The organism is Kitasatospora gansuensis (genome assembly GCF_014203705.1).
Classification (GTDB): domain Bacteria; phylum Actinomycetota; class Actinomycetes; order Streptomycetales; family Streptomycetaceae; genus Kitasatospora; species Kitasatospora gansuensis.
The window spans coordinates 3,639,152-3,664,644 of the sequence record NZ_JACHJR010000001.1 but is presented as its reverse complement, the minus strand read 5'-3'; the positions used below and the strand labels follow the sequence as shown (position 1 = coordinate 3,664,644).

Annotated in this window: 22 protein-coding genes and 1 pseudogene; 18 read left to right on the top strand and 5 right to left on the bottom strand. The window is 71.5% G+C overall.

From position 1 onward, the window contains the following. The first annotated feature begins 10 nt into the window (after positions 1 to 10). The 6 genes and pseudogenes from F4556_RS16000 (at position 11) to F4556_RS15980 (ending at position 6,239) form a co-directional block, all read left to right on the top strand. Positions 11 to 2,071 (top strand): GNAT family N-acetyltransferase, encoded by a 2,061-nt coding sequence (locus tag F4556_RS16000; protein ID WP_184915987.1) that lies wholly within the window; start codon positions 11 to 13, stop codon positions 2,069 to 2,071. Positions 2,072 to 2,076: 5 nt separating this feature from the next. After that, the gene (locus tag F4556_RS15995; RefSeq protein ID WP_184924665.1) at positions 2,077 to 2,547 is read left to right on the top strand and encodes an ASCH domain-containing protein; all 471 of its coding nucleotides are present in this window, start codon (positions 2,077 to 2,079) and stop codon (positions 2,545 to 2,547) included. A gap of 1,260 nt (positions 2,548 to 3,807) precedes the next feature. Then, positions 3,808 to 5,121, top strand: a complete 1,314-nt coding sequence (locus F4556_RS15990; protein ID WP_313068323.1) for a DNA sulfur modification protein DndB — start codon at positions 3,808 to 3,810, stop codon at positions 5,119 to 5,121. Between the two features lie 241 nt (positions 5,122 to 5,362). After that, on the top strand, positions 5,363 to 5,581 hold the full coding sequence (locus F4556_RS15985; protein WP_184915984.1) for a hypothetical protein: 219 nt from the start codon (positions 5,363 to 5,365) through the stop codon (positions 5,579 to 5,581). A gap of 113 nt (positions 5,582 to 5,694) precedes the next feature. Next, positions 5,695 to 5,904: pseudogene (locus F4556_RS39865) on the top strand (transposase); the annotation flags it as partial. Positions 5,905 to 6,002: 98 nt separating this feature from the next. Next, positions 6,003 to 6,239, top strand: coding sequence for a hypothetical protein (locus F4556_RS15980; protein ID WP_184915970.1), 237 nt, complete (start codon positions 6,003 to 6,005; stop codon positions 6,237 to 6,239). A 22-nt stretch (positions 6,240 to 6,261) separates the two neighbouring features. On the opposite strand, the gene F4556_RS15975 is transcribed toward F4556_RS15980, so the two are convergent. Then, a complete protein-coding gene (locus F4556_RS15975) occupies positions 6,262 to 7,026 on the bottom strand; it encodes an MBL fold metallo-hydrolase (protein ID WP_184915966.1) in 765 nt (254 codons plus the stop codon). Between the two features lie 114 nt (positions 7,027 to 7,140). Here F4556_RS15975 and F4556_RS15970 point away from each other — a divergent pair, with 114 nt between their 5' ends. Both F4556_RS15970 and F4556_RS15965 read left to right on the top strand, forming a co-directional pair. After that, positions 7,141 to 8,007 carry a pirin family protein gene (locus F4556_RS15970; RefSeq protein WP_184915963.1) on the top strand — a complete coding sequence of 289 codons (867 nt, stop codon included), beginning with the start codon at positions 7,141 to 7,143 and terminating at the stop codon, positions 8,005 to 8,007. A 94-nt stretch (positions 8,008 to 8,101) separates the two neighbouring features. Next, positions 8,102 to 8,782: a TetR/AcrR family transcriptional regulator gene (locus tag F4556_RS15965; RefSeq protein ID WP_184915961.1), complete on the top strand. Its 681-nt coding sequence runs from the start codon at positions 8,102 to 8,104 to the stop codon at positions 8,780 to 8,782. A 55-nt stretch (positions 8,783 to 8,837) separates the two neighbouring features. Here F4556_RS15965 and sigJ read toward each other — a convergent pair whose 3' ends face one another. Further along, positions 8,838 to 9,710, bottom strand: coding sequence for an RNA polymerase sigma factor SigJ (gene sigJ / locus F4556_RS15960; RefSeq protein WP_184924661.1), 873 nt, complete (start codon positions 9,708 to 9,710; stop codon positions 8,838 to 8,840). Between the two features lie 332 nt (positions 9,711 to 10,042). Here sigJ and F4556_RS15955 point away from each other — a divergent pair, with 332 nt between their 5' ends. Further along, positions 10,043 to 10,825, top strand: a complete 783-nt coding sequence (locus tag F4556_RS15955; protein ID WP_184915957.1) for a glucosamine-6-phosphate deaminase — start codon at positions 10,043 to 10,045, stop codon at positions 10,823 to 10,825. Between the two features lie 216 nt (positions 10,826 to 11,041). Here the strand turns inward: F4556_RS15955 and F4556_RS15950 are convergent, their stop codons facing one another. Both F4556_RS15950 and F4556_RS15945 read right to left on the bottom strand, forming a co-directional pair. Continuing rightward, positions 11,042 to 11,752, bottom strand: coding sequence for an ABC transporter ATP-binding protein (locus tag F4556_RS15950; RefSeq protein WP_184915954.1), 711 nt, complete (start codon positions 11,750 to 11,752; stop codon positions 11,042 to 11,044). Continuing rightward, positions 11,749 to 12,273 carry a PadR family transcriptional regulator gene (locus F4556_RS15945; protein ID WP_184915952.1) on the bottom strand — a complete coding sequence of 175 codons (525 nt, stop codon included), beginning with the start codon at positions 12,271 to 12,273 and terminating at the stop codon, positions 11,749 to 11,751. Before F4556_RS15945 ends, F4556_RS15950 begins: the two co-directional genes overlap by 4 nt. A gap of 156 nt (positions 12,274 to 12,429) precedes the next feature. Here F4556_RS15945 and F4556_RS15940 point away from each other — a divergent pair, with 156 nt between their 5' ends. Next, positions 12,430 to 14,526: a tetratricopeptide repeat protein gene (locus F4556_RS15940; RefSeq protein WP_313068322.1), complete on the top strand. Its 2,097-nt coding sequence runs from the start codon at positions 12,430 to 12,432 to the stop codon at positions 14,524 to 14,526. Here F4556_RS15940 and F4556_RS15935 read toward each other — a convergent pair. After that, positions 14,516 to 16,240, bottom strand: coding sequence for a hypothetical protein (locus F4556_RS15935; protein ID WP_184915949.1), 1,725 nt, complete (start codon positions 16,238 to 16,240; stop codon positions 14,516 to 14,518). The genes F4556_RS15940 and F4556_RS15935 overlap by 11 nt on opposite strands. A gap of 118 nt (positions 16,241 to 16,358) precedes the next feature. Here F4556_RS15935 and tsaD point away from each other — a divergent pair, with 118 nt between their 5' ends. The 8 genes from tsaD to F4556_RS15895 all read left to right on the top strand — a co-directional run bounded on the left by tsaD (position 16,359) and on the right by F4556_RS15895 (position 25,476). Then, positions 16,359 to 17,420 carry a tRNA (adenosine(37)-N6)-threonylcarbamoyltransferase complex transferase subunit TsaD gene (gene tsaD / locus F4556_RS15930; RefSeq protein WP_184915946.1) on the top strand — a complete coding sequence of 354 codons (1,062 nt, stop codon included), beginning with the start codon at positions 16,359 to 16,361 and terminating at the stop codon, positions 17,418 to 17,420. 46 nt (positions 17,421 to 17,466) lie between these two features. Then, positions 17,467 to 18,579 carry a winged helix DNA-binding domain-containing protein gene (locus tag F4556_RS15925; RefSeq protein WP_184915943.1) on the top strand — a complete coding sequence of 371 codons (1,113 nt, stop codon included), beginning with the start codon at positions 17,467 to 17,469 and terminating at the stop codon, positions 18,577 to 18,579. A 91-nt stretch (positions 18,580 to 18,670) separates the two neighbouring features. Further along, on the top strand, positions 18,671 to 19,453 hold the full coding sequence (locus F4556_RS15920; RefSeq protein WP_184915941.1) for a VOC family protein: 783 nt from the start codon (positions 18,671 to 18,673) through the stop codon (positions 19,451 to 19,453). Between the two features lie 93 nt (positions 19,454 to 19,546). Then, positions 19,547 to 20,302, top strand: coding sequence for an HAD family hydrolase (locus F4556_RS15915; RefSeq protein ID WP_184915938.1), 756 nt, complete (start codon positions 19,547 to 19,549; stop codon positions 20,300 to 20,302). After that, a complete protein-coding gene (locus F4556_RS15910; protein WP_184915935.1) occupies positions 20,299 to 22,704 on the top strand; it encodes a glycoside hydrolase family 65 protein in 2,406 nt (801 codons plus the stop codon). The genes F4556_RS15915 and F4556_RS15910 overlap by 4 nt, the downstream gene beginning before the upstream one ends. Before the next feature lie 213 nt (positions 22,705 to 22,917). Further along, complete coding sequence (locus tag F4556_RS15905) at positions 22,918 to 24,651, top strand: pyruvate dehydrogenase (RefSeq protein WP_313068321.1); 1,734 nt, start codon at positions 22,918 to 22,920, stop codon at positions 24,649 to 24,651. A 70-nt stretch (positions 24,652 to 24,721) separates the two neighbouring features. After that, positions 24,722 to 25,306: a helix-turn-helix domain-containing protein gene (locus F4556_RS15900; RefSeq protein WP_184915932.1), complete on the top strand. Its 585-nt coding sequence runs from the start codon at positions 24,722 to 24,724 to the stop codon at positions 25,304 to 25,306. A gap of 14 nt (positions 25,307 to 25,320) precedes the next feature. Beyond that, positions 25,321 to 25,476, top strand: a complete 156-nt coding sequence (locus tag F4556_RS15895) for a DUF6126 family protein (RefSeq protein WP_184915929.1) — start codon at positions 25,321 to 25,323, stop codon at positions 25,474 to 25,476. Positions 25,477 to 25,493: the final 17 nt, after the last annotated feature.

Here is a 25,493-nt window from a genome sequence, read left to right as displayed (position 1 = left end):
GGGGGAATCAATGGGGATCAAGATCGTGCCTGTGTCGGGGGTGCAGGAGGAATTGCTCGCTGCGACGATCGCGTTGGGTGATCGCTACACCAAGACGCTGGGCCTGATGACGCCGCCGGCCTACGAGAAGATGGCGGATGACGGCGGGCTGCTCGTTGCCGTTGATGGTGCCGACGTTGTCGGCTACGCGCTGTTCGGGCTCCCGAAGCGGACTCCGCACGTGCGGCTGGCCCATCTCTGCGTTGCCCAGGAGCACCGAGGCAGGGGAATAGCACGCCACCTGGTGGAGGCGATCCGGGCCAGCCACAGGCAGCGGTTCGGGATCAAGGCCAAGTGCCGGCGGGACTACGGGCTCACCGGGATGTGGGAGAGCCTCGGATTCAATCCGCGGGGCGAGGTCAAGGGTCGCAGTCGCCGCGGCCACATTCTGGATGCCTGGTGGTTGGACTTCCGGCACCCGAGCCTCTTTGCCGAGGTGGACAGCGATGCCCTGCTGACCGTCGTGGTGGATCACGGCGTCTTCGCGGATCTGCACGGAAGGGTGCTGCCGCCCGACGCCGCCGAGTCGCAGGCGCTCGCGGCCGACTGGATGGCAGACCTGGTCGAGGTGGCGATCACGCCTCGGATCAATCACGAGATCCGCGCGATCGAGGACACCGTCGAGCGCCAGCACCAGCGCTCGGCTCTCACCGGGCTGCGGGAGATCACGCCCGATCCCGAGGCCGCCGCCACCTGCGGTCGCGATTTGCTGAACGCCGCAGTCGCAGCCTTTCCCGACCTCACCGAACGGTCCGGACTGGAAGCACGGCTACGCTACGTCGCCGAGACCTCGGCCGCCGGACTACAGGTACTGGCCACCCGCGATGCGCTGCTCGCGCAGCTGGCGGATGTGGCTTGGTCAGTTGCCGGGGTCCACGTGGTGGCACCGTCGGTGGTGACACTGCACGTGGACGAGCTGAGACAGGCTCAGGTCTACCGGCCGGTCGGCCTGATGGGCACTGAGTTCCGGATCAACGAGGTCGCGCCGGGCGCAGAGGCAGAGCTGGTGGCCTTCTTCGAACAGACGGGCGGCGACAGCGGCTCAGCCTTCGCCGATCGCCTGAGGGCCCTGGCACAGGACTCACTCAGTTGGCGCCGCGAACTCATCCGCGACGGCAGCGGGCATCCAGTCGCGCTGTACGCTTGGGCGGTCGACGGCCGCACGCTAACCGTCCCGGTTCTGCGCACCGCCAGCCATCCGCTGGAGGAGACCCTGGCGCGGCAACTGCTCTTCACTTTGAAGCAGAGCGCTCGCGAATCCGGCGCCCACGTCGTGCGCCTCACCGATCCCTTCGTATCAGCCACCGCGCGGGCAGCAGCTAGCGACGACGGCTTCTTCGAGTACACCGGCGGTCAGGCAACGTTGCTGGTGGACATCTGCGGAACATCCTCTGCGATCACCAATGCAGCCGCCTTGGCAGCACGGGAGCTAGGCAAAACGGCGGACACCCTCCCCGCTGAGCTTTCGGCCGAAGTTGCCGGCGTGGCCGAACGGTCCTGGTGGCCGGCGAAGGTCATGGACTCGCAGCTGCCTTCATTCATCGTGCCAATCGACCCGCGCTGGTCCACGGAGTTGTTCAACGTGCCCGCGATGCTGTTGCCCCGGCGCAACGAACTGGGCATCAGCAGGGAGCACGTCTACTACCGCTCCCCCGGCCACCGCGGCGAGAGCATCCCAGCCCGCCTGCTCTGGTACGTCAGCAAGGGACTGTCCAACCAGGAAGGGCAGTTGGTGATCGGCTGCTCGCGACTGGAGGAAGTGGTGGTCGACTCAGCCGAGGCCCTGCGTGCGCGATTCGAACACTTGGGCGTATATGGTCAGAGGGAGATCCACAAAATCGCTGACAGATCGTCAGGCAAGGCTATGGCCTTGCGGTTCTCGGACACCGAGCTCTTCCCCAAGGCGGTAACGTTGCGGCGCTTGACCTCGCTGGCAGAGGGCCTAGGGCTACGGTTGTCCCTGATGTCGCTGACGAAGATCGACAACAGGCTGTTCCAGGCGGTTTACCAGGAAGGGCACCGACGGACGTGAACGAGATGGAACGCGCGCTCCTGCTCTCAGTCCACCCGCGCTTTGCCACCGCGATCCTCGCGGGCAGCAAGACAGTCGAGGTGCGACGCCAGCGAGTCGCTGTCCCTCCCGGAACGCCTGTCGTGCTCTACGCCACCGCGCCCACCATGGCCCTGGTGGGCATGGCCCGCGTCGCCGCCGTCCAGGTCGGCACCCCTCGGGAGGTCTGGTCAACTAGCCGTTCCCGTACCGGCATCACCCGGCGCGAGTACGACGAGTACATGAGCGGCGCCACCCAGGCCAGCGGTCTCACGTTGGAGGAGCCGGTCGCCTTCGAGGAACCGGTGCCGCTCAGTGCGCTGCGGTCCGCCGGAGCGTTTCACCCGCCGCAGAGCTACCGCTACCTCCAAGGCGAAGCTCTTCGGCAGATGGCAACGGCTTCTCCAGCGGCGGGAACGGCCCTTCTCAGCGTCATGAGTGCGCCCGCTCTCGCATAGGGGCGGTTCACGGCCGCAAAGGCTCCACGCTCGGATTCCGCCGAGCGTGGAGCTGCCACAGCGGGGCACCGGGCTAGGGCAACGGCGGCTGACGCTTGCAGAGGAACGGATTGCCGCGCTGGCTTCTTGATAGGTAGTGATCGGCACGTCGTTCCAGGCGACCGAGTTGGTCGGCTGGTATCGCCGACGTGGCTACGTGCTGATGGCCACGTGGCGGTGGGACGTCATCAACTACGACAGCGTCGTCCTGGTGAAAGACCTACTGGCACGCTGATCGTGGGGGCGGGAGGCATGCTGCGGGAGGCGGCCTTCCGTGCGTGGCCGACGCCCGCAACATGCTCATGCACGTGGGCGTTTCCCGGTTGGGGGTGCGGCCGCTTCCTGGAAAGCGGCGCTGAGGGCTTCGTCGAGGGCTTCAACGCGGTGGCTCCCGGCGCTGGCGACTGGTCCCATGCCGCCTGTTCCTCCGCCTATGGCGCAGGCGGCAGCGGCAGGATCTTACTGGTCTCGGCTCCGTCACTGACGATCCTGGGCGTGATGGCGGCGATGAGCAGGGCCTTGCCGTCGTGTTCGGTCCCGAGAATCACGGCTCGGTCGTTGCGGAGGTGGGCGGCCTCCAGAGGCGCGAGGACGCGGAGGTCGTCCGCACCCAGCCCCATGACCCGCTGCGAGACGATCCGGCCCCGGGTGCCTGGTGGGGCCCAAGACGAGCTGTCCCACTTGGCTCCGTAGTTCGGCCCCGCGCAGGCGGACGAGTTCCCGCTGCGTGGTGGCTAGGGCGTCGGGGCGCTTGCGCAGGGCCTCTGGGGCATTCTTCGGGCGTGTGCCGAGGAGTGTGGAGACCTCTTCGAGCCGACGGCGCTCGGTGTCGTAGTGGCGGAGGGTGCCGTGGCCGGCGAAGGCTTCGATGCGGCGGAGGTTGGAGCCAACTGAGGATTCGCTGAGCAGGCGGAAGGCGCCGACCTGGAAGCCGTGGCGACGTCGGTTCCGCCGCACAGCTCGCGGGAGAAGTCGACGATGCGCACGGTGTCGCCGTACTTCTCGCCGAACGGGGCAATGGCGTCGGCGGCGTCGCTGACCGGGGCACGCCGTGCAGCGCCGGTGGACCGGCGCGGCCCTCAGCTTAGCGGGTCCCACAGGCACAGTAAGCGCTTAACTTCTAGGACTACCAGTAGATTTGATGCTTAGTCAGCAATCCTGCTACGGTTGCGCCCCATTCGAGGCTGGCAACCGTTACCGGCCGCAAAAGATGGGCTTGCTGTGACCGAAACCTTCACCGGCACGCCGGACATCAACGTGGATCCCCGGCGCCTGACGCTGAGCCGTAAGGAGTCCACCTACCTAGCGATCAGGACCACCCAGGGCGGCCGGACCGTCTACAGCACCCGCGTTCCCCTGTCGGAGCTGTCCGTCATCCTCCCCATCCCCGACCCCGACAAGGTCGACCCTGACAACCGCCGTGTGGACCTGCGCCACGCCAAGGGCTTCGGCTTGTACCTCGCCGAAAACCCGGGCTGGGTGGCGCCCGCCCTCCTGGTGCGCGACGCCGGCTCGTGCCGGTTCGAAATGATTGGCGAGGACGGCCGGATCGGTTACCTGATCGTTCCTTGGGCCGTCGGTGGCGTCGGCCGACTGATCACCATCGACGGTCAGCACCGCATCCTCGGCGTTCATCTGGAGCAGAAGCACCTCACCGACGAAATCAGCCGCGTTGATCGGGAGCTGTACCGCGCCACCGCTGCCCGCAAGGCGAGGCTGGAGGCCGAGCGCAAGGCCCTACTGGCCCGTATGGAACGGCTCGAACAGGAGTACGTCGGAATCGACATATATGTTGAAAAGGACGCCATTAAGGGTCAGCAAATGTTCGTCGACGTCGCCGATAACGCCAAGGGCATCTCCGGTGCCGTGAAGGCCCGCTTCGATACCTCCCGCATCGCCAACCGCACGCTGTCCGACATCCTCACCCACCCTCTGCTCAACGGGAAGGTGGACATCGAGCGGGACCGGATGACCGACTCAAATCGAAACCTGATTGGAGCCAAGCACGTCGCCGATATCACTCGCGCCGTCATCGCCGGACCTGGCGGTCGGGCCAGCAAGAAGGTCGAGGCGATGACCGATCAGGAGGTCATCGAGACCGTCCGCGGATTCCTCGACGTCCTCTCCACCGCATTCCTCGGGCTCGCTGCGGTCACCGAGGAGGACACCGACAACTACCGTGCCGCCCTCGCCGAGAAGCCCAAGAAAGGCGAGCCCGTACCGGAGCCCACCAATGCCCAGGAGCTGCGGAGGAACTCCCTGCTCGGCTCGGTCGGCATGCTTCGGGTTCTGGGCGGCGTCTACCGCAACCTCCGGGACAGCGGCGCAGAGGACGGCGACATCCAGGAGTTTTTCAAGCGCCTGGACCGCCACATGGCTGCTCCCGCCACCGAGACCAGCATCTGGCGTGCCAACGCCGAGACGAACACGGACTTCGAGCCAAACGCTTCCGCGCCGATCATGCGCCAGCAGAACATCGTTCACCTGACTGCGGTCGTCACCGACTGGTACAAGAAGGCCCCGGCCGGCGTGTAGAACGACAACGCCCCTCCCTGAGTGAAGCAGGGAGGGGCTTCCGTCACCTTCGCATACCAAGATCGGACTGATGGCCTAACGCCAACAACCCGCCGTGATCCACGAGACGCCACCACGAACTCGGAGGCCCTACAACATGCCGGTTGGAGGCAGTTAGTACCCCAGTGTGGCTTCGCGATCATGTCGGTCGCATGGCCTGCCCATGGCTGGCCATGGGCTATGACGTGCACATCAGCGGCGTGTGAACTGGTGGGCTGAAGAAGGCCAGGACATCAGCACGGCGGAATGGGAAGCGGTGGTCGCTGGCGATCCCGGCCTCGCGATGGCCCCGATGTGGTGGAGCGCCGGCCGGTTCGTGTCCAAGAACCCGAGCGATGCGGTGATCGCGACGATGTGCCAGGTGGCGAAGGTGCTGAGCGCGCGGGTCCAGGGTGACGACGGCGAGTACTACGACGCTTGACGCGTGCAGCCACCGCGGGATGATCAAGGGTTGTGTCGACTCTTGAGGATCGTGCGATGGCCGCGAGCCATAGCGCAGCCCCTGCCCGATGGCGGGCGTTGTTCGACCAGGCCATGGCCCGGATCGCGGGCCCGTTCGGATGGGTGGAACCTCGCGCCACCGCCCGTGTCTATCTGCTCGGGTTGCTGTCCGGTGCCGAGCGCAAGAACTGCTGGCAGCTCGCGGAGTACGCAGGTCATGCCCGTTCCAGGCCGATGCAGCGGCTAGTGAGGACTGCCCGCTGGAATATGGCCGCGGTGCGCGACGAGGTCCGCCGCTACGTTCGTGGGATTTCCGCCGGGCGGTACGGGGGACAACCCCCCTCAACGTCCGGGGGAGCATCGGATGTTGGGGGCTTTCGGCAGTCCGTAGCGTTCTCTGCATGACGACGAACCAGAACATTCAGTGGATGCAGCAGGGTGGCGCGGCGATGCTCCTGGCGACGGGACTGCCTGCGGAGCTTGAGGAGATGCTCGCCTCGGAGCAAATGGAGAGCCTGCGGGACCCGCACCTGCGGTGGTTGCAGCACGGTGGTGGCGCGGCGATGCTGCTGGCGACCGGGCTGCCGGTGGAGCTGGAGAAGGTGCTTGTCGGGGCGGGCTCGTCGGCGGGGCGGTAACTCCGGCTGCAGGGGCCGGAGTTCAGAGTTGTTCGGTAGTGCCCGGGGTGAGACGGCGGAGCCGGCCGGTCAGGTCCGGGGTGGTGAAGGCTTCGGTGATGCGGGCCGGGTCCTCGGTGAAGTGGGCCCAGGAGTCGAAGTGCAGGGGGATCACGGTGCGGGCGCGGAGGGTGCGGGCGAGTTGGGCTCCCTCGGTGCTGCTGAGGGAGAAGGCGCGGTCGCCGGTGGACGGGAAGTGGGCGTCGCCGAAGTGCAGGAAGGCGGTGTCGATGGTGAAGCGTCGGCCGATCTCGTCCAGGGCGTCGTGGCGCACGGTGTCGCCGGAGACGTAGAGGGTGCCGCCGTCGTACTCGACGACGAAGCCGGTGACCGGGCCGGTGGCGGGCTCGGTGCCGGCCGGGCCGTGCCGGGCGGGGGTGGCGGTGATGGTGACGGTGGTGGCTCCGACGGTGATCGTCCGCTGGTCCCAGGGGGACAGGCCGGTCGCGCGGCCGCCGAGCCGGGTGGCGGCCTCGGGGGTGGTGAGGACGGCGGCGGCGCGGGCGAGGACCTCGCGGCCGGTGCGGTCGAGGTTGTCGGAGTGCTGGTCGTGGGAGAGCAGGACCAGGTCGACGGGCGGTAGTCGGTCGGCGGCGAGGGCCGCACCCGCGGTACGGCGCAGCGGGCGTTCGGCCGGGTAGTCGCCGGGGGTCTGGTCGAGGGCGGGGTCGGTGAGCAGGGTGAGGTCGCCGATCCGCAGCAGGACGGTGGCGGTGCCGATGTAGGTGACGCTGGCCGGGATGGTCATGGCGGGCTCCTCGGGAAGGTGTGCTGGCATTCAGAAGCTAAACCGATCAGTTCAGTCTGTCAACCGTACGGTTCAGTCTTGACAGTGAACTGGATCGTGTAGTTCAGTCCTGCCATGACTTCAGCCGCCCGCTCCACCGTCCAGGTCGCCCGCCCCGTACTCACCTTGGAGGGCGAGGGCTTCCCCGTCCGCCGCCCGTTCCCGACGGCCGATCTCGGCTTCGTGGACCCGTTCCTGATGGTCGATCAGGTCGGTCCGCACACGCTCGGCCCGGGCGAGGCCAAGGGCGCGCCCGCTCACCCGCACCGCGGCTTCGAGACCATCCAGTACGTGATCGAGGGCGATGCCGGTTTCGCCGACTCCCAGGGGCACCGCGGAGTGGTCGGGCCGGGGGAGGTCCAGTGGCTCACCGCGGGGTCCGGGATCGTCCATCTGATGCGCCCCACCCCGGAGTTCACGGCCCGGGGCGGCCGTCAGCACCTGCTGCAGATCTGGCTGAACCTGCCGGCCCGGCTCAAGGGCCTCCCGCCGCGTGCCCAGCACGCGGCCGCCTCCGAGATCCCGGTGGTGCACGCCGGGGACGGCGCCGAACTGAAGGTGATCGCGGGCAGCACCCACGGCGTGACCGGCCCGTTCGAGACGCACACCCCGGCACTGGTCGTGCACGCGTCCCTGGCGGCGGGCGGCCGGGTCGAGTTCAGCGCCCCGGCCGGGCACAGCGCCATGGTGTACGTCCTGTCGGGTGCGGCCGCCACCGCCGATGCCCAACTCCCGGACGGTCACCTCGCGGTGTTCGACCGGGAGGGCGAGCGGTTCGGCGTCGAGGCGCCGGACGGGGCGGCGGAGCTGCTGGTGCTGGCCGGTGAGCCGATCGGCGAGCAGGTCGCCCGCAGCGGCCCGTTCGTGATGAACACCGTCGCCGAACTCCGGCAGGCGCAGCAGGACTTCAGTCAGGGGCGGATGGGTCTGATCTCCGACTGAGACGGCCTCCGGGCGGGGCGGTCGCCTTTGCCGACCAAACGGTTCAGTTCATATACTGACGGGCCCACCGCCCCAATCCTCGAAGGACACCGCCATGGAAGCCGGCCCCGCGGACGCCGTCGACGAGTACGGGATCCCGATCATCCCGGACCCCACCGACTCCGCTCAGCGCAAGCGGCAGGCGATCATCGACGGGGCCCTCGCGGAGTTCCTCGCCGAGGGCTACTCGGCGGCCTCGATGGACACCATCACCAGTAGCTCCGGGGTCTCCAAGGCGACCATCTACAAGCACTTCGGCAGCAAGGAGCGGCTGTTCCTGGCCGTCGTCGGCGGCATGCTGCCCCGGACGTACGCCGGCCTCCAGCCCTGCCGCGCCACCCTGGCCGAGGCCCCCGACCTGCGGACCGCGCTGATCAAGCTGACCACCGGCTCGGCCCGGGCGCTGCTGCGGCCCGACATCATGCTGCTGCGCCGGCTGGTGATCGGCGAGATCGACCGCTTCCCGCAGCTCGGGCAGCTCTGGTACCGGGTCAGCTACGACATGATCAACGGCCCGTTGGTCGAGGCGTTCACCGAGATGAACGCGCGCGGGACGCTGGCCACCCCCGACCCGGCGCTGGCGGTGCAGCAGCTGGTGGCGGTCACGGTCGGCGTGCTGCAGCGGGTGCGGACGTTCTCGCCGGACGCCGTCATCGACGATGCCGAGCTGACCCGGGTGGTCACCTCGGGGGTGGACCTCTTCCTCGCGGGGTACGCCGCCCGGCCGGCGGGCTGAGCCGACCGGCAGGGCCACCCCGCTCGCCCGGCCGGCCGATCCACCCCACCGGGGCTCAGAGGTCGAGCGCGGTGATGTCGAACCGCCCGAGCCGGTCCGGGTCGACGATCACGTCGATCGCCACGGCCTGACCGTCGACGACCGTGAAGGCCATCACGGACACCAGCTTGCCGTTCACCACGACCGCCACCCCGGCCGCGCCGTTGATCAGGGCCGGCCGGGCGAACGGGGCGAGCTTGTTGAAGGTGACGGCCTGGGAGGCGACCGTCTCGGCGCCGTGCAGGACGACGTTCTGCTTGGCCCGGGCCGTTCCGCCGTCCGAGCGGAGCACCACGTCGGGGTGCAGGACGGCGACCAGGGCGTCGAACCGGCCGTCCCGGGCGGCGGCGAAGAAGGCGTCGACCACCAGGCGCTGACGGCTCAGGTCGGGATCAGGAGCCGGCGCCTGTCCCTGCACCTTGCGGCGGGCCCGGCTGGCCAACTGCCGTACGGCAGCGGTCGACTTGTCGAGCATCGGGGCGATCTCGTCGAAGGGCACGGCGAACATGTCGTGCAGCACGAACGCGATCCGCTCGTCCGGGCTCAGCGATTCGAGCACCACCAGCAGCGCCAGGCCGACCGAGTCGGCGAGCAGCACCTCCTGCTCGGGGTCGATGCCGCGCTGGTTGCTGATGACCGGATCGGGGATCCGCAGCTCCAGCGGGTCCTCGCGGCGTTGTTCGCGGGAGCGCAGCATGTTCAGGCAGACCCGGGCCACCACCGTGGTCAGCCAGCCGCCGAGGTTCTCGACGTCGCTGGTATCGGTGCGGTTGAGGCGCAGCCAGCCCTCCTGCACCGCGTCGTCGGCCTCGCTGAGCGAGCCGAGCATCCGGTAGGCCACCGCGCGCAGGTGCGGCCGGTGCTCCTCGAACCGCTCTATCAGCTCCATGCCCTCGTCCACCGTGTCACGTTCCTTCCCCGTGGCGGCGCACCGCCGCCGCTCTCCGACTGTTCTACCCGGTGATCGGCCGCAGAGTGATCGTTTTCCCGAGCCGGGCGGCCGATCGGCCGGGGCTGAGAGTAGACGTTCTTTTGAACGCGTTCAAGCACACCCTGACGGCCGGATCGCGGTTGCTGTCCGGGGTGACCGGCTGTCGCATTGGTCTCAAGGGCCGGAACGGCTGCACGCAATCGGGCGGCGGGCCTGCCCGGGCGGCGGTGGGCGCGATAAGCTTGGGTCTGTCTGGTCTAGACCACAGCGCGACTCAGAACGGTGGAGCCATGGAAATCGTCATCGTCCCCGATGCCGCAGCCGGCGGCGAGCTCATCGCCTCGGCGATGGCCGAGCTGGTGACGCGCAAGCCCGATGCGCTGCTCGGGGTGGCCACCGGCTCCACGCCGCTGCCGATCTACCAGGCACTGGCGGCCAAGGTGCGGGGCGGGGCGCTCGACGTCTCGCGGGCCCGGGTCTGCCAGTTGGACGAGTACGTCGGCCTGCCGACCGGGCACCCGGAGTCGTACCGCTCGGTGGTGCTGCGCGAGGTGATCGAGCCGCTCGGGCTGACCGAGGCGTCCTTCTTCGGTCCGGACGGCGCCGCCGAGGACGTCGCCGCCGAGGCGATCGCGTACGACCACGCGCTGGCCGCCGCCGGCGGGGTGGACCTGCAGCTGCTCGGGATCGGCACCGACGGGCACATCGGCTTCAACGAGCCGTGCTCCTCGCTCGCCTCGCGGACCCGGATCAAGACGCTGACCCAGCAGACCCGGGTCGACAACGCGCGCTTCTTCGACAGCCTGGACGAGGTTCCGCACCACGTCATCACCCAGGGCATCGGCACCATCCTGGAGGCCCGCCACCTGGTGCTGCTGGCCACCGGTGAGGCCAAGGCGGACGCCGTCGCCGCCACCGTCGAGGGCCCGCTCTCCGCGCTGGTCCCGGCCTCGGCCCTGCAGTTGCACCCGCACGCCACCGTGGTGGTGGACGAGGCGGCCGCGTCCGGCCTGAAGCTGGCCGACTACTTCCGCGCCACCTACGCGGCCAAGCCGGCCTGGCAGTCCATCTGATCCGCAGCGCCGCCGAACGGCGGCACGGAACGAGTCGCAGACCCCCGGGGGCCTGCGGCTCGTTCCGTTGTCGGCCCGCACCCGGCTTCCCCCACGGAGCGGGGCGGGCGCCGTCGACATCCCCGACTCTAGGCCGGGTCGTTCGTATCCAGCCGGATCCTGACGCTCTCCTGGCGGTGGCCGCCGCGATCCTGACGCTCCGTTAGCGCCTAGCGCCTAGCGCGTCACGGTGCGCCCGTCGCGGACCACGACCTCGCGGTCGGCGTACGCGGCGACCCGGGCCTCGTGGGTGACCAGCACCACCGCCGCGCCGGACTCCCGGGCGGCGGCCCGGAGCAGCTTGAGCACCCGTTCGCCGTTCAGCGAGTCCAGCGCGCCGGTCGGCTCGTCGGCGAAGACCACCCGCGGGCCGGTCACCAGGGCCCGGGCCATCGCCACCCGCTGGCCCTCGCCACCGGAGACGGCGGCGGGCCGCTGGGCGGCCGAGCCGGTCACCTCCAGCCGCTCCAGCCACTCCCGGGCCAGCTTTTCGGCGGGACGGCGGCGCAGCCCGTTCAGCCGGAGCGGCAGCGCCACGTTCTCCAGGCAGGTCAACTCCGGTACCAGCTGGCCGAACTGGAACAGGAAGCCGAAGTCGCTGCGGCGCAGCGCGCTGCGCCCGGCGTCGGTCAGCTGCTCCAGTCGGCTGCCCCGGTAGCTCACGCTGCCCGTGTCCGGCCGGACGATCCCGGCCAGGCAGTGCAGCAGGGTGGACTTGCCGGAGCCGGAGGCGCCCATCACGGCGACCAGTTCGCCGGCCTCGATGCTCAGCGAGGCGTCGTGCAGCGCGGTGGTGGGGCCGAACGCCTTCGCCAGGCCGGTGCCGCTGAGCAGTGCCGACGGCGGTGCGGTCCGGGTGGGGGCAGTGGCCTCGGTCGGGGCGGTCATCGGCCGACCTGCCCGCGCAGTTCGTCCAGCCGGGCCGCCGTCAGCTCCAGCCAGCGCAGGTCCGCCTCCAGGTGGAACAGCGCGTGGTCGCAGATCAGCTGGTCGGCCAGATCGCCGTCCTCCTTGCGCCGGGTCAGCGCGCGCATCTGCCGCAGGTGCTCGGTTCGTTGCAGGTCGAGCACCTCCGCCGCCGGACGGTCGGTCAGCAGCGCCAGCACCACCTTGGCGTACAGCGTGTTCTGCAGGTACGGCTCCGGGCTCTCGGCCCGGGCCAGCCACTCGCCGACGTCGGTCACCCCGGCCTCGGTGATCGCGTACCGCTTCCGCTCGGGGCCGTCCCCCGGCTCGACGCCCTCGACCTCGACCAGCCCGCTCTTCAGCAGCCGGGACAGCGTCGAGTACACCTGCCCGTAGTGCAGCGACCGGGTGCGGCCGAACTGCTCGTCGTAGGCGCGCTTCAGGTCGTAGCCGTGGCGCGGCTGGGACTCCAGGAGGCCGAGGAGGATCTGACCGAGTGACATGGTCCGCACTCTACCCAGCGTGTATAGCGCGGGTTCATAGTCGGGCGCGGCGGGTGAGCGGCCGCGTCGTACGGCCGGATCGGGGAACGGACCCCGCCCGGCGACGGCGGCAGGCTACGGTGGGGCCGAAGAGCCGGTCGGACCAGGGGGAGTGGCGTGCTCGATCCGCTGTCGATGTCGGCGGTCACCGTGGTGCTCGGCGCCGTTGGTGCCTCGATGGCCAACGAGGCGGGCAGGTGGGCCTGGGAGTCCGTCGGCGGGCTGACCAGGCGGGCGTTCGGGCGGGAGGTGCCGGCGCCGACCGGGGCGGCCGAGCGCGAGCTGCTGGCCGGACGGCTGGTGGCGCGGGCCGCGATCGACCCGGCCTTCGCGGAAGAGCTGTCGGCCTGGCTGAACGGCAACGCCGGGTCCGGCGCGTACCGGCCGACGGTGCCGATGGCGCTGCCCCCTTCGGTGCGGTTCTTCACCGACCGCAGGGAGGCGCTCAAGCAGCTCGACCAGGAGGCCGACCGGAAGCCCGACGGACGGCCGCGGATCGCCGTCCTGCACGGGCCGCCGGGCATCGGCACCAGCACGCTCGCGGTGCACTGGGGCGCGCGCGAGCTGCGACGCTTCCCCGACGGGCAGCTCTATCTCGACCTGCGCGGCGGCGCGTTGGGCACCAGCCCGACCCCGACCGCGCTGCTGCGCCGGCTGCTGCTGGACCTGGGGATGCCCGCGGACTCCGTCCCGCTCGGACTGGACGACCGCCTGACCGCCTACCGGACGGCACTGGCCGACCGGCGCCTGCTGCTGGTGCTCGACCACGCCCAGTCGGCGGCCCAGGTGCTGCCGTTGGTGACCTCGGCGCCCGGGGTGTTCACCGTGGTGGTGGCCCGCCGCCCGCTGACCGGACTGGACGCGGTCGGCGTACCGGTCGGCCCGCTGAGCGGGAAGGACGCCACCCGGCTGCTCACCGAACTGGCGGGTCGTCAGGCGGTCGGGGCGGCGAAGGCGACGCTGCCCGCGGTGCTGGCCCGCTGCGGCGGTTCGCCGTTCGCGCTGCGGGCGGCCGCGCCGTACCTGGCCACGGTGCCCGCGCCCCGGGTCGGCGAGGCGGACGCGGCCCAGGTGGCGGTGGAGGACGCGTACGGCCGCCTGTCGGCGGAGGCGGCCCGGCTGTACCGGCTCTGCGGGCTCCGCCCGTGGGCCGCGGTCGGGCCCGAACTCGCCCACGCCATCGGCGGGTTCACCGAACCTGACGAACTGTTGGCCGAGCTGGCCGAGCAGCGGCTGCTGGAGCCGCAGCGGGACGGGCGCTACCGGTACCGACCGGTGGTGCGCGCGCACGCCGAGCAGGCCGCCGTCCGGCAGGACGGGCTGGCGGCCGGTTCGGCGGCGGTCCGCCGGGCGGTGGAGTCGCTGCTGCGGTTCGCCGTCCGGGCGGACTGCGCCGCGCTGCCGCACCGGTGGCAGCTCGGGCCGCTGTACCGGGAGTTGGGGCCCGGCGAGTACGAGAGCCCGGGGGCCGCGCTGGCCGCGCTGAGCGGGGAGCTGGGCAACCTGCTGGAGGCGGTCCGGGCCGCCGAGGAGTTCAACTGGCACGACCTGGTCTGTCAGTTGGTCGAGGCGCTCTGGGCGCTGCAGCTCAAGGCGGCGAGCCACGATCTGCTGCTGCCCGCGCTGCGGGCGGGCGTCCGGTCGGCCGAGGAGTACGCTCCCGGGACCGACCTGGCGGGCCGGATGCACACCCAACTCTCCTTCGCCCTGGTCGAGTCGAAGAAGTACGACGAGGCCGAGACCGAGCTGATGGCCGCCGCCGAGGCGGACCGGCAGGCCGGGCACCTGCGCGGGCAGGCCACCGCCGTCGAGTCGCTCGGGCTGCTGCGGCTGCGGCAGTGGCGGTTCAGCGAGGCGTACGACTGCTTCGAGGAGGCCGACCGGCTGCTCGACGGGATCGCCGAGGGCGAGCGCGGCCACGCGGACGTACCCCGGGCCCGGGCGCTGCTCCGACGGCACCGGGGGCGGGCGCTGCCGGGTGAACCGGCGCGTGCGGTCGAGCAGTTGGAGCTCGCGCTGCCCTGGTTCCGGGAGCACGGCGACGACTACAACACCGCCCGGACGCTGACCAATCTGGCCGAGGCCCGGCTGTCCCAGGGGCGCCCGGCGGAGGCGGCGGTGGTGATCGAGGAGGCACTGGTGCTGCTCGGGCGGGAGAACGCCGTGCTGCACCTGCCGTTCCTGCACGCGCTGCGCGAGCGCGCTAACGCCTGAGGTCGGTGACCCGGATCCGGTGGGTGGTGCTGCCGGTGCGGACCGTCAGCGGCGCGAGGGTGGGCCGGGCCAGCAGGGCGGAGGCCCAGGCGGCCGGGTCGGCTCCGCCGTTCTGGGTGCTCAACTCGACCAGCAGGCCGTTGCGGTGGCGGGCCACGCAGCTGTGCGGGCCGGTCACGTAGGCGGCCAGCGAGCAGCCGGGGAACCGGTCGAGGATCTCGGCGGCCCAGTCGGCGGGCGGGCCGAGCCTGGGGTCGTCCGGGGCGCCGTACCGGTAGACCAGGTCGGCCAGTTCGAGCACTTCCCGGTCCAGGGTGGATTCGTGCACGGCGAGGTGGCCGTCCCCCGGGCCGTCCGGCTCGTACTCGGGGGAGACCGTCCGGTGCAGCTCGACCACGCCCTGCCGGAGCACCCGGGTGCAGACCCGCAACGGCGCGGTGCGCAACGGCGGTTGGTACGGCGGCAGGGGCAGCCGGTCCAGCCGGGCCGGTGCGGAAGGCTCGGTCAGGCCGATCAGGCGGTAGCAGAGCGAGCGGAGCAGCCCGGCCGAGCGGCCGGGGTCGGAGCTGGTCAGCGCGGCCGGGCCGGGGAGCGGGCGGTGCTCGTCCTGCAGCCGGTCCAGCTGCGGCAGCAGGGCGGTGTACGGGTCCAACTGCGGTGCCTTGCGCACGAAGTCGGCCACCGGGCTGTCCGGGCCGAGGGTGTCGAGCGAGGCCGCGCCGAGCAGGACGGGGGTGCCCAGGGCGGCCGCGTAGTAGCTGACCGAGCCGAAGTCGCCGAGCACCGCGTCGGCGGCGAGCAGCGCCTGCCGCCAGTCGTGCACCGGATCGATCAGGGTCAGCCCGGCCCGCTGCGCCGCGTCCAGCCAGAGCCGGATCTGACCCGGGCCGTGGCCGTGCCAGATGTTGGGGTGCAGGACGGCGGCCACCCGGTACTCGTCGGCCGGGAGTTCGGCGCGCAGCCGGGGCAACAGCAGCGGGAGCAGGTCCACCGGGCCGCCGTCGCCGAACAGCGAGTTCGGGTTCCAGGTGGAGTTGAGCAGCAGCAGTTGCTGGCCGGGGTGGACGCCGAGGGTGCGGCGGAAGCGTTCGCGGAGCGGACGTTCGCTCAGCAGTCGGTCGTAGCAGGGGTCACCGGCGAGCACCGCCGTCGGGGCGGCCGGTGGGCAGGCGGCCCGGAGGCGTTCGACCTGCTCGGGGTGGGAGAGCACCATCGCGTCCACGAACGGGACGCCGTCGGCGTCCAGCAGCAGCGCCGGATCGAAGCCGAACACGAACGGAACGGCTGGCTGGCTGGCTGGCTGGCTGGCTGGCTGGCTGGCTGGCTGGCTGGCTGGCGCGAGTATCTTATTGTACCCGACCCCGTGTGACAGGATCACCAACTTGCCCTGGATACGGTCGAGTTGACCGCCAAGGCTGGCCGAGATCGCCAGCGCCACCGGGGTGCTGACGGCCTGCTCCCAGGGCAGTACCGGCACGCCGACCGCGTCGAACAGCTCCGCCAGTCCGGCCTGGAACGGTGAGGAGCCGGTGCAGGTGGCCAGCAGCTGCACCCGCAGGTCGTCGCGGAACAGCGGCACCACGTCGAGCAGCCTGGTCGCGGACGTGACGTTGTGCACGACCAGCAGGACCTTCGCACTGCCGCCCCGGGTCGCCCACCGTGCGGCCTCGTCCCCGACCGGGACCCGCACCCACTCACCCCACCGCTCGCCCACCCGCTCAACCTACCGTCGGGAGGGTGGGCGTGACAGGAGATCAGTGCGCCAGGACGGACCGGCCTTGTTGCACACTATGTGCAAGTACTTTTTCGAGCAGTGGGCAGTGAGGTAGGTCATGCCGGATTCACCGGTGGTGCTGGGCATCGAGTCGTCCTGCGACGAGACCGGCGCCGGGCTGGTGCGCGACGGGGTGCTGCTCGGGCAGGCCGTGGCGTCCAGCATGGACGAGCACGCCCGGTTCGGCGGGGTGGTGCCGGAGATCGCCGCCCGGGCGCACGTGCACGCCGTCGCCCCGGTGGTGACCGAGGCGCTGGCGCGGGCCGGGCTGACCCTGGCCGACGTCGGGGCGGTGGCCGTGACCAGCGGGCCCGGCCTTTCGGGGGCGCTGCAGGTCGGGGTGGCCGCCGCGAAGAGCTACGCGTTCTCGCTCGGGGTGCCGCTCTACGGGGTGCACCACCTGGCCGGGCACGTGGCCGCCGCCGGCCTGCACGGCGGGCCGCTGCCGAACCCCTGCGTGGTGCTGATCGTCTCCGGCGGCCACACCTCGCTGCTGCTGGTCCGCGACCTGGCCAGGGACCCGATCACGCACCTCGGCGACACCCTGGACGACGCGGCCGGCGAGTGCTTCGACAAGGTGGCCCGGATCCTCGGCCTCCCCTACCCGGGCGGCCCGGCGATCGACCGCGCGGCCAGGACCGGCGACCGGAAGGCGGTGCGCTTCCCGCGCCCGCTGACGAGGGCTCAGGACGCCCCGTACGCCTTCTCGTTCTCCGGCCTGAAGACCGCCGCCGCGCGCTGGGTGGAGGCGCAGCAGACCCCGCACGTGCCGGATGCCGCCGCCGCGCTCCAGGAGGCGGTGGCCGACGTGCTCACCCGCAAGGCCGTCCGGGCCTGTACCGACCACGGCATCACCACCCTGGTGGTGGTCGGCGGCGTGGCGGCCAACTCCCGGGTCCGCGAGCTGGCGGAGCGGCGCTGCGCCTCGGCCGGGATCACCCTGCGGGTGCCGCCGCCGGGCCTGTGCACCGACAACGGCGCGATGATCGCCGCGATCGGCGACCTGCTGGTCCGGGCGGGCGCCGAACCGGCCCCGGCGGAGCTGTCCGTCGACCCGTCCGCGCCGCTGGAGTTCGCCGCCCTCGTACCGCTGACGGACCGTCGGGTCGGCGCCGCCTGATCGTTGCCGGTACGGTCGGCCGCAGAACCGGATCCGAGGGGGAGCGATGACCGTCACGCTGGACAACAGGGAGCTCAACCGGGCCACGCTGGCCCGCCAGTTGCTGCTGGAACGCGCGGACCTGACGGTGCACCAGGCGCTGGAGCGGCTGGTCGGGCTGCAGGCGCAGACCCCGCAGACCTGGTACGTCGGGCTGTGGACCAGGCTGGCCGGTTACACCCCCGAGGAGACCTCCGACCTGCTGACCGAGGGCGGGGTGCTGCGGATGGCGCTGATGCGCGGCACCATCCACCTGGTCACGGCGGAGGACGCGCTCTGGCTGCGGCCGCTGGTGGAACCGGTGATCGAGCGCGGTACCCGGGCGGCCTTCGGACGGAAGCTGGCGGGCCTCGACCTGGCCGAGCTGACGGCGGCCGGGCGGGCCGCGTTCGCCGAACGGGCGCTGACCTTCGCCGAGTTGGGGAAGCTGCTGACCGAGCGCTTCCCGGCGCACGACGGGGCGGCGATGGCCCAGATGGTCCGGGCCTCGGTGCCGCTGGTGCAGGTGCCGCCGCGTGGGCTCTGGGGGCGGAGCGGCCCGGTCGCCCACCTCCCGGTCGAGCAGTGGCCCGGCCGGGAGCTCGAACCGGCGCCCGGCGTCGAGCAGTTGGTGCTGCGCCAGCTGGCCGGCTTCGGCCCGTGCACCGTGAAGGACATCCAGCAGTGGAGCGGGCTGACCCGGCTGGCCGAGGTGCTGGACCGGCTCCGCCCGCAGCTGGTGGTGTTCAAGGACGAGCAGGGCCGGGAGCTGTTCGACCTGCCGGACGCACCCCGACCGCCCGCCGACACCCCGGCCCCGGTGCGCTACCTGTACGACTTCGACAACCTGCTGCTCTCGCACGCCGACCGCAGCCGGGTGCTGACCGTGGACTTCGCCGACCAGGGCTTCTTCGGCGGCAGCAACGAGATGCCGCGCTCGGTCCTGGTGGACGGCTTCGTGGCCGCCACCTGGCGCTTCGCGGCGACCAAGGCCGAGGCGGTGCTGACGGTCCGCCCGTTCCGGAAGCTCACCAAGACCGAGCAGCACGAACTGACGGCGGAGGGCGAGCAGCTGAGCCGCTTCCTGGCCCCGAAGAGCACCCGCCACGAGGTCCGGATCACCGCGCCCGAGCCCGGCTGACGGCCGGGTGCGCCGCCGTCCGCTCCGGTGGCGGGATGCGGTCCCGCCGGTGAGGGTGGGCGGCGGGGGTCGGTTCGATGGGAGATGACGCATGGTCGAGGTGACGGAAGCTTATGCGGTGGGGACGCCGTGCTGGGTGGATCTGAACGCGAGCGACCAGCAGGCCGCACTGGACTTCTACCGGGACCTGTTCGGCTGGCAGGGTGAGATCGGGGCCGAGGAGTTCGGCGGGTACTCGGTCTGCGAGAAGAACGGCAAGGCGGTGGCCGGGATCATGGGCCCGGTGCCGACCGAAGAGGGGCAGCCGGCGGTGCCGTCGGCCTGGACGACGTACCTGACCACCGACGACGCGGACGCGACGCTCACCGCGATCGGGGACAACGGGGGCACCGTGCTGGTGCCCGTGATGACGGTGGGCACCACCGGGAAGATGCTGGTGGCGGCCGACCCGACCGGCGCGGTGTTCGGCGTCTGGCAGCCGCTCGACTTCCCCGGCGCCCAGGTGGTGGGCGAGCACGGCGCGGTGGTCTGGAACGAGCTGCACACGCCTGCCTCGGACGCGGCGGGCGTGTTCTACGACGCGGTGTTCGGGGCCAGGATCGCCCCGATGGAGCAGATGCCGGACTACCTCTCCTTCCGGGTCGGCGGCCGCGACGTCGGTGGCGTTTGCAACCTGGAGGGCGACCCGCCCGGCACGGTCGCGCACTGGCGGACCTACTTCGCCGTGGACGACACCGACAGCACGGTGGACGCGCTGGTCAAGGCGGGCGGCAACGTGCTCGAACCGCCGACCGACCAGCCCTGGGGCCGGGTCGCGCTGGTGCAGGACCGGGACGGTGCGGTGTTCGCCGTCCTCAAGCCCGTCCCGATGTAGTTCGGTGCGGACGACCGCTGCCGCCCGTTCGCGACGCGCCAGAGACGCCGCGAATGGGCGGTTTCGGCGGTCGGGAGGACCAGACTGGCAGTCATGCTGGGGCTCCCGGACCACATCGAAGCGTTCCTGTTCGACCTCGACGGCGTGCTGACGCAGACCGCCAAGGTGCACGCGGCCGCCTGGAAGGACATGTTCGACACCTTCCTCAGAGCCGAGGCCCTCCGGACCGGCACCGGGTTCGCCCCGTTCGAGCCGGAGGACTACGACCAGTACGTGGACGGCCGCCCACGCCTGGACGGCACCCGGACCTTCCTGGCCTCGCGCGGCATCACGCTGCCCGAGGGCCGGCCGGACGATCCGCCGGGCAGCCTGTCGGTGCAGGGACTGAGCAACGCCAAGAACGACACCGTGCTGCGGATGATCCGGGAGCAGGGCGTCCAGCCCTACCCCGGCTCGGTGGCCTACCTGCACCGGCTGCGGGAGCTCGGCCTGCCCCGCGCGGTGGTGTCCTCCAGCGCCAACTGCCGGGACGTGCTGCGCGCGGCCGGGATCGACGACATGTTCGACGTGGTGATCGACGGACTGGTGGCCGGCCGGGAGCACCTCCCAGGCAAGCCCGCCCCCGACACCTACCTGGCCGCGGCCAGGGCGCTCGGCACCGAACCCGCGCACGCCGCCGTCTTCGAGGACGCGCTGGCGGGCGTCGCCTCCGGCCGGGCCGGCGGGTTCGGCGCGGTGGTCGGGGTGAACCGGACGGGGCAGGCCCAGGCGCTCCGCGAGCACGGCGCCGACCTGGTGGTGGACGATCTCGCCGAACTGATCGAGGGTCAGCGGGAGGCCGGCCGATGAGCCCGCAGACCACCTTCACCGTCGACCCCTGGGGCATCGCCGAGCACGGCCTCGACCTCGGCGGCCAGGCCAGGGCCGAGTCGGTCTTCGCGCTCTCCAACGGCCACATCGGCCTGCGCGGGAACCTGGACGAGGGAGAGCCGCACGGCCTGCCCGGCACCTACCTGAACGGCGTCTTCGAGCTCCGTCCGCTGCCGTACGCGGAGGGCGGCTACGGCTACCCCGAGTCCGGCCAGAGCGTCATCAACGTCACCAACGGCAAGATCATCCGACTGCTGGTGGACGACGAGCCCTTCGATCTCAGGTACGGCGAACTCCGGCACCACCAGCGGCGGTTGGACTTCCGGGAGGGCCTGCTCCGGCGGGACGCGGAGTGGACCTCGCCGGCCGGCCGGACCGTCAAGGTGTCCTCCACCCGGCTGGTCTCGCTCACCCAGCGGGCGATCGCCGCGGTGGACTACCGGGTCACCGCCGTGGACGGCCCGATCCGGGTCGTGCTGCAGTCCGAGCTGGTGGCCAACGAGCAGCTGCCCGGCGGGGCCGAGGCCGACCCCAGGGCGGCCGCCGTGCTGGAGGCCCCGCTGGTGGCCGAGGCCCGGATGGCGGCCGGTACCAAGGCGGTGCTGGTGCACCGGACCAGGTACAGCGGCCAGCGGGTGGCGGTCGGGATGGACCACCTGATCGAGGGCCCGGAGGGCTTCCACGTCACCGCCGAGTGCGCCGAGGACCAGGGCCGGGTCAGCGTCACCACCGTGCTGCACCCCGGCGAGGAGCTGCGGCTGACCAAGTTCACCGCGTACGGCTGGTCGGCGACCCGCTCGCTGCCCGCCGTCCGGGACCAGGTGGAGGCCGCGCTGACCGCCGCCCGGTACACCGGCTGGAACGGCCTGGTGGCCGAACAGCGGGAGTTCCTCAAGGACTTCTGGGAGACCAGCGACATCCAGATCGACGGCGACGTGGAACTCCAGCAGGCGGTCAGGTTCGCGCTCTTCCACGTGCTCCAGGCCGGCGCCCGGAGCGAGGAACGGGCCATCCCCGCCAAGGGGTTGACCGGCCCCGGCTACGACGGGCACAGCTTCTGGGACACCGAGACCTTCGTGCTCCCGGTGCTCACCTACTGCCTGCCGGACGCGGTCAAGCAGGCCCTCCGCTGGCGGCACACCACGCTGCCGCTGGCCCGCGAGCGGGCGGCCCAACTCGGGCTGGCCGGTGCGGTGTTCCCCTGGCGGACGATCCGTGGCGAGGAGTGTTCGGGCTACTGGCCGGCCGGGACCGCCGCGTTCCACATCGGCGCCGACATCGCGGTGGCCGCCGTCCGGTACGTCCGGGCCACCGGCGACGTGGAGTTCGAGAAGGCGTACGGGCTCGAACTGCTGGTGGAGACCGCCCGGATGTGGCGCTCGCTCGGTCACCACGACGCGGCCGGGCGGTTCCGGATCGAGGGCGTCACCGGTCCCGACGAGTACAGCGCGGTGGCCGACAACAACGTCTTCACCAACCTGATGGCGCAGACCAACCTGCGAGCCGCCGCCGAGGCCGCCGCCCGGCACCAGACGGTGGCCGCCGCGCTCGGCGTCGACACCGAGGAGACCGCCGCCTGGCGGGACGCCGCCCGAGCGATGTACATCCCGTACGACGAGAAGCTCGGGGTGCACCCGCAGGCCGACGGCTTCACCGACCACCAGCTCTGGGACTTCGACGCCACCCCGCCGGAGAAGTACCCGCTGCTGCTGCACTACCCCTACTTCGACCTGTACCGGAAGCAGGTGGTCAAGCAGGCCGACCTGGTGCTGGCCATGCAGGTGCGCGGGGACGCCTTCACCGACGAGCAGAAGGCCCGCAACTTCGCCTACTACGAACGCCTGACGGTCCGGGACTCCTCGCTCTCCGCCTGCACCCAGGCGGTGATCGCGGCCGAGGTGGGCCAGCTCGACCTGGCCTACGACTACACCGCCGAAGCCGCCCTGATGGACCTGCACGACCTCGGCGGCAACACCAAGGACGGCCTGCACATGGCCTCGCTGGCCGGGGCCTGCCTGGCCCTGGTGGCCGGGTTCGGCGGCCTGCGGGACCACGGCGACCAGCTGTCGTTCCGGCCCAGGCTGCCCGCCGGGCTGCGGCGGCTCGCCTTCGCGATGAAGATCCGGGGCACCCTGCTGCACGTCGAGATCACCCACACCAGGACCACCTACACGCTCCGCCGGGGCTCCTCGCTGAACCTCCTGCACGAGGGCGAACCGCTCCGGGTCGAACCCGGCCGCCCCGCCTCCCGCCCGATGGCGGTCCCGGAGACCCCCGAACGCTGCCTCCAGCCCCCCGGCCGGGAGCCGGCCCGGCGCCAGCAGCAGTCGGGCCCAGCGGTCGGCAGCGGGGCCGAACCGCCGCACCTGGCAGCCGAATAGGCCGGCCCCGGCCAGGGGCTGCACTGTTGGCAGGGCGCTCGGTTGCACTGTCCAGGGGCTCGGGGAACTGCGAGGAGATCTGGCGTGCGGGTCACTGCGAAAGTGCCTGACCATCCACGCGACGATCACCTTTCGGAGGCTGGCGTCGCAGTTCCCCGAGCCCCTGTCTTCCGAACCGTGTGCCAAGAACCGTGTGCCAAGAAAGGTGGAACCGTGGTCAGTGTGGCCGAGCAGATGGTCGAGGTGCTCCGGCAGGCCGGGGTGGAGCGGGTCTACGGCGTGGTGGGGGACAGCCTCAACCCCGTGGTGGACGCCATCCGGCGGGCGGACGGGATCGAGTGGGTGCACGTCAGGAACGAGGAGGCGGGCGCCTTCGCGGCGGCGGCCGACGCCGAGCTGACGGGTCGTCTGGCGGTCTGCGCCGGTTCCTGCGGGCCCGGCAACACCCACCTCATCCAGGGCCTGTACGACGCCCAGCGCAGCGGGCTCCCGGTGCTCGCGCTGGCCTCGCACATCCCGAGCGCCCAGATCGGCACCGGGTTCTTCCAGGAGACCCACCCGGAGCGGGTGTTCACGGACTGCAGCAGCTGGTGCGAGATGGTCTCCACCCCGGCCCAGCTGCCGCGCCTGCTGCGGGTCGCGGTGCAGCACGCGCTCGGCGCCCGGGGCGTCTCGACGCTGGTCTTCCCCGGTGACGTGGCCGCGCTGCCCGCCGCCAACCCGACCGGGACCGGGCACTTCCTCACCGAGCAGGCGGTGGCCGCCCCGCCGTGGTCCCAGGTGCAGGCGCTGGCCGAGCGGCTGAACGCGGCCGAGCGGGTCGCGCTGTTCTGCGGTGCCGGGGTGCGCGAGGCGCACGGGGAGGTGATGGAGCTGGCGGGGCGGGTGCTGGCCCCGATCGGGCACTCGCTGCGCGGCAAGGAGTGGATCCAGTTCGACAACCCGTACGATGTCGGGATGAGCGGGCTGCTCGGCTACGGGGCCTGCCACCAGGCGCTGCACGAGGCGGACTTGGTGCTGCTGCTCGGCACCGACTTCCCGTACGACTCCTTCCTGCCCGGGGCCAACACCGTCCAGGTCGACCACGACGCCACCCGGCTGGGCCGCCGTACGCCGCTGGAGCTCGCGGTGCATGGCGATGTCGCGGCCACCCTGCGAGCGGTGCTGCCGCTGCTGGAGCAGAAGACCGACCGGTCCTTCCTGGACGGTCTGCTGACCAAGCACTGCAAGGCACTTGAGGAGGTGGTCGGCGCCTATACGAAGAAGATCGAGAAGCACGTCCCGATCCACCCGGAGTACGTCGCCTCGGTACTGGACGAACTCGCGGCCGAGGACGCGGTGTTCACCGTCGACACCGGGATGAACAACGTCTGGGCGGCCCGCTACCTGACGCCCAACGGGCGTCGGCGGGTGATCGGTTCGTTCCTGCACGGCTCGATGGCGAACGCGCTGCCGCACGCGATCGGGGCTCAACTGGCTTCTCCCGGGCGGCAGGTGATCTCGATGTCCGGGGACGGCGGTCTCGGCATGCTGCTGGGTGAGCTGTTGACCGTGGCCAAGTACCAACTGCCGGTCAAGGTCGTGGTGTTCAACAACGGGGCGCTCGGCATGATCAAGCTGGAGATGCTGGTCAGCGGCTATCCCGAGGCCGAAATCGACAACGGTGACGTGGACTACGCGGCGCTCGCCCGGGCGCTCGGCATCCAGGCCGAGCGGGTCACCGACCCGGCGAAGGTGCCCGAGGTGCTGGCCGAGGCGCTGGGGCGGCCGGGGCCGGTGCTGGTGGACGTGGTGACCGACCCGAACGCGCTCTCCATCCCGCCGCACATCACCGCCGCCCAGCTGAAGGGCTTCGCGCTGGCGGCCGGGCGGACGGTGCTCTCCGGCGGAGTGGGCCGGATGATCGACCTGGCCCGGAGCAACCTGCGGAACGTCCCCCGACCCTGAGTGCCCGGTGCCGGTTTGCCTCAGAGGCAAACTGCTTGCCGCTCAGGCACGGCGGGTGTGAACTGAAGCCATGAACGAGGACCAGGAGGTCGAGGGCCTCGGCCCCCGGCTGCGCGAACACCGCTCGGCCAGCCGTCTCACCCTGGAGGCGGCAGCCGGCCGGGTCGGACTCTCCCCAGCCTATCTCTCCCGGCTGGAGACCGGTCTCCGGCAGCCCTCGCTCCCGGTCCTGCTCGGCCTGGCCCGGGCGTACGGCACCACCGTCTCCGACCTGCTCGGCGAGCAGCCCGGCGAGCCGGAGCCGGTGATCCGGGGCGGCGCGATCGAGCCGGACCGGGCCGGCGGCTGGGGCTACCGCCGGGCGGGCGCGCCGGGGCGCGCGCTCCAAGCGCTGCACGTCCAGGTGCCGCCGAGCCTGCAGGACGCCGTCGTGCGTGTCCACCCAGGCGAGGAGTTGCTGTACGTCACCCGGGGCCGCCTGCGGCTGACCCTCGGGGAGCAGACCCACCTGCTCGACCCGGGCGACTCGGCCCACTTCGACTCGCTCACCCCGCACTGCATCGCCGCCGACTCCCCGGACGGAGTCGAGCTGCTCTTCCTGCACACCCTGCTCCAGAGCCCCGGCAGCAACCTCTGCCTGGGCAACCCGCACTGAAGGGGATGCCCGCCATGACCAAGCTCGCCACCACCACCACCACCACGACCACCGACGCCGGCAGCCGCACCGACCGCCGGGTGCTCAAGCGGGTCCTGATCTACATGGTCGCCACCCACGTCTTCCTGGGCTTCCTGGCGCTGCTCTTCGAGCTCGGCGGCCGGGGCTGAACCCGCCGATCAGAACC

Coding starts and splice junctions, on each gene's coding strand:
- F4556_RS15915 (WP_184915938.1), top strand. CDS start 19,547: ATGCTGGGGCTCCCGGACCACATCGAAGCGTTCCTGTTCGACCTCGAC.
- F4556_RS15950 (WP_184915954.1), bottom strand. CDS start 11,752: ATGACCGCCCCGACCGAGGCCACTGCCCCCACCCGGACCGCACCGCCG.
- F4556_RS15945 (WP_184915952.1), bottom strand. CDS start 12,273: ATGTCACTCGGTCAGATCCTCCTCGGCCTCCTGGAGTCCCAGCCGCGC.
- tsaD (WP_184915946.1), top strand. CDS start 16,359: ATGCCGGATTCACCGGTGGTGCTGGGCATCGAGTCGTCCTGCGACGAG.
- F4556_RS15975 (WP_184915966.1), bottom strand. CDS start 7,026: ATGACCATCCCGGCCAGCGTCACCTACATCGGCACCGCCACCGTCCTG.
- F4556_RS15925 (WP_184915943.1), top strand. CDS start 17,467: ATGACCGTCACGCTGGACAACAGGGAGCTCAACCGGGCCACGCTGGCC.
- F4556_RS15995 (WP_184924665.1), top strand. CDS start 2,077: ATGGAACGCGCGCTCCTGCTCTCAGTCCACCCGCGCTTTGCCACCGCG.
- F4556_RS15980 (WP_184915970.1), top strand. CDS start 6,003: ATGACGACGAACCAGAACATTCAGTGGATGCAGCAGGGTGGCGCGGCG.
- F4556_RS15965 (WP_184915961.1), top strand. CDS start 8,102: ATGGAAGCCGGCCCCGCGGACGCCGTCGACGAGTACGGGATCCCGATC.
- F4556_RS15895 (WP_184915929.1), top strand. CDS start 25,321: ATGACCAAGCTCGCCACCACCACCACCACCACGACCACCGACGCCGGC.
- F4556_RS16000 (WP_184915987.1), top strand. CDS start 11: ATGGGGATCAAGATCGTGCCTGTGTCGGGGGTGCAGGAGGAATTGCTC.
- F4556_RS15970 (WP_184915963.1), top strand. CDS start 7,141: ATGACTTCAGCCGCCCGCTCCACCGTCCAGGTCGCCCGCCCCGTACTC.
- F4556_RS15900 (WP_184915932.1), top strand. CDS start 24,722: ATGAACGAGGACCAGGAGGTCGAGGGCCTCGGCCCCCGGCTGCGCGAA.
- F4556_RS15955 (WP_184915957.1), top strand. CDS start 10,043: ATGGAAATCGTCATCGTCCCCGATGCCGCAGCCGGCGGCGAGCTCATC.
- sigJ (WP_184924661.1), bottom strand. CDS start 9,710: ATGGAGCTGATAGAGCGGTTCGAGGAGCACCGGCCGCACCTGCGCGCG.
- F4556_RS15920 (WP_184915941.1), top strand. CDS start 18,671: ATGGTCGAGGTGACGGAAGCTTATGCGGTGGGGACGCCGTGCTGGGTG.
- F4556_RS15910 (WP_184915935.1), top strand. CDS start 20,299: ATGAGCCCGCAGACCACCTTCACCGTCGACCCCTGGGGCATCGCCGAG.